This window comes from Streptomyces alkaliphilus (genome assembly GCF_014141535.1).
In the GTDB taxonomy this organism is placed as follows: domain Bacteria; phylum Actinomycetota; class Actinomycetes; order Streptomycetales; family Streptomycetaceae; genus Streptomyces; species Streptomyces alkaliphilus.
The window spans coordinates 1-2428 of the sequence record NZ_VKHT01000785.1 but is presented as its reverse complement, the minus strand read 5'-3'; the positions used below and the strand labels follow the sequence as shown (position 1 = coordinate 2428).

Annotated in this window: 1 protein-coding gene; it reads right to left on the bottom strand. The window is 73.0% G+C overall.

Translation table 11 applies throughout. From position 1 onward, the window contains the following. Nucleotides 1–67: 67 nt before the first annotated feature. The gene (locus FNQ90_RS19745) at nt 68–1933 is read right to left on the bottom strand and encodes an acetolactate synthase large subunit (protein ID WP_143618051.1); all 1866 of its coding nucleotides are present in this window, start codon (nt 1931–1933) and stop codon (nt 68–70) included. Nucleotides 1934–2428 lie beyond the last annotated feature (495 nt).

The following is a 2428-nucleotide window of genomic DNA, read 5'->3' as shown; positions in this document are numbered from 1 at the left end:
CGGGTGGGGCCGTCCCCGGAACTCCCGGCCCGGCGCGGACGCGGACGCCGGGGACGGCGGGTGGGGGTCAGTCGTCCGAGTCGCCGAAGTCGGGGCGCACGCCCCGGGCGGCCATGACCTCGTCGTTGGAGGTGCCGGCCGCGACCATCGGCCAGACCATGGCGTCCTCGTGGACGATGAAGTCCACGACGACCGGTCGGTCGTTGATGGAGTTGGCCTTCTCGATCACCGCGTCGAGGTCCTCGGGGTCCTCGCAGCGCAGCCCGACACAGCCCATCGCCTCGGCCAGCTTGACGAAGTCCGGCACCCTGGTGCCGCGGGTGGCCCCCGCGTCGCCGGCCGGGCCCTCCCCGTTGGGGCCGGAGTGCAGCACCGTGTTGGAGTAGCGCTGGTTGTAGAAGAGGGTCTGCCACTGGCGGACCATGCCCAGGGCGCCGTTGTTGATGATGGCGACCTTGATCGGGATGTTGTTCAGCGCGGCGGTGACCAGTTCCTGATTGGTCATCTGGAAGCACCCGTCACCGTCGACCGCCCACACGGTGGCGTCCGGCCGGCCGGCCTTGGCGCCCAGCGCGGCGGGCACGGCGTACCCCATGGTGCCCAGGCCGCCGGAGTTCAGCCAGGTGCCGGGACGGTCGAAGGTCAGGTAGTGGGCGGCCCACATCTGGTGCTGGCCGACGCCGGCGGTGTAGATGGTGTTCTCCGGGGCCAGACGCCCGATCCGCTCGATGACCTGCTGCGGGGAGAGGCTGCCGTCCTCCGGCAGGTCGTAGCCCAGCGGGTAGGTCTCCCGCCAGCGGCCCAGCAGTTCGCGCCAGGCGGTGTAGTCGCCGGTGCTCCCGGCCTCGGCCTCGGTGCGCAGGGCGGCCAGGAGGTCGCCCAGGACGTCCTTGGCGTCACCGACGATCGGCACGTCCGCGGCCCGGTTCTTGCCGATCTCGGCGGGGTCGATGTCGGCGTGGACGATCTTCGCCGCGGGCGCGAAGGAGTCCAGCTTCCCGGTGACGCGGTCGTCGAAGCGGGCGCCGATCGCGATGATCAGGTCGGACTTCTGCAGCGCGGTGACGGCGGTGACCGAACCGTGCATGCCGGGCATGCCGACGTGCAACGGGTGGGTGTCGGGGAAGGACCCCAGGCCCATCAGGGTGGTGGTCACCGGGATGCGGGCGAACTCGGCCAGGGCCAGCAGCTCGGCGGAGGCGGCGGACTTGATGACGCCGCCGCCCACGTACAGCACCGGACGGCGGGCCGCGGTGATCAGCCGGGCGGCCTCGCGGATCTGCTTGGCGTGCGGCCGGCTCACCGGGCGGTAGCCGGGCAGGTCGTGGGTGGGGGGCCAGCTGAAGGTGGTCTCCGCCTGGAGGGCGTCCTTGGCGATGTCCACCAGCACCGGCCCGGGGCGACCGGTGGAGGCGATGTGGAACGCCTCGGCGATGGTCCGGGGGATGTCCGCGGGGTCGGTGACCAGGAAGTTGTGTTTGGTGACCGGCAGGGTGATGCCGCAGATGTCGGCTTCCTGGAAGGCGTCGGTGCCGATGGCGCGGCTGGCGACCTGGCCGGTGATCGCCACCAGGGGCACGGAGTCCATGTGGGCGTCGGCGATGGGGGTGACCAGGTTGGTGGCCCCGGGGCCGGAGGTGGCCATGCAGACGCCGACGCGACCGGTGGCCTGGGCGTAGCCGGTGGCGGCGTGACCCGCGCCCTGCTCGTGACGGACGAGCACGTGCCGCACCCGGGTGGAGTCCATCATCGGGTCGTAGGCGGGGAGGATGGCGCCGCCCGGGATGCCGAAGACGGTGTCGGCACCCACGGACTCCAGGGAGCGGATGAGGGACTGCGCTCCGGTGACGTGCTCGACGGTGGCGGCGGGCTGCGGTCCGCCGCGGGGGGCCCGGGGGTGGGGCTTCGGTGCCCCGGTGGCCTGCTCGGTCATCGCTTCTCTTCCCGGATGGTGAGGGTGCGGGTGCCGCCCCGGTGAGGGTCCTCCGGGACGGGTCGGGCTGGATGGGGTGAGACCACCCGCGGGAGCCCGATGGTGGCTCCGGGGACCCGCGGGGTGTCCGGTGCAACAAAAAACCCCTCGTGCCGGAAGGCAGGCGAGGGGGGCGCGTCGGTGGGGGTCCGCGGAACCGCGGGCCCGGCGTCAGCCGACGCGCCTGCCGAGTACGAGAATTCGGGTGCGCATGAAACAGACGATCCTCCGCGGGTCGGCGGGGTGTCAAGTTCATGGGACGCATGTCTCACTATGTGGGCCCGGGGCGGACCCCGGCCCGGGCCCGCGCGTCCCGGTCGGCGGGGAACCGGTCGCCGGAACGGAGGGCCTCGGGACACCCGCTGTCGGCACGGGCTCGGAGTCGGTCGACTGCGGTGCCGGGACCGTCGGACCCGGATCGTTTGCCGGGGCGGGGGGCCGCGCGGGCCGGCGGGC

Excerpts from the sequence above, each read along its gene's own strand:
- FNQ90_RS19745 (WP_143618051.1), bottom strand. The coding sequence starts at position 1,933 with ATGACCGAGCAGGCCACCGGGGCACCGAAGCCCCACCCCCGGGCCCCC.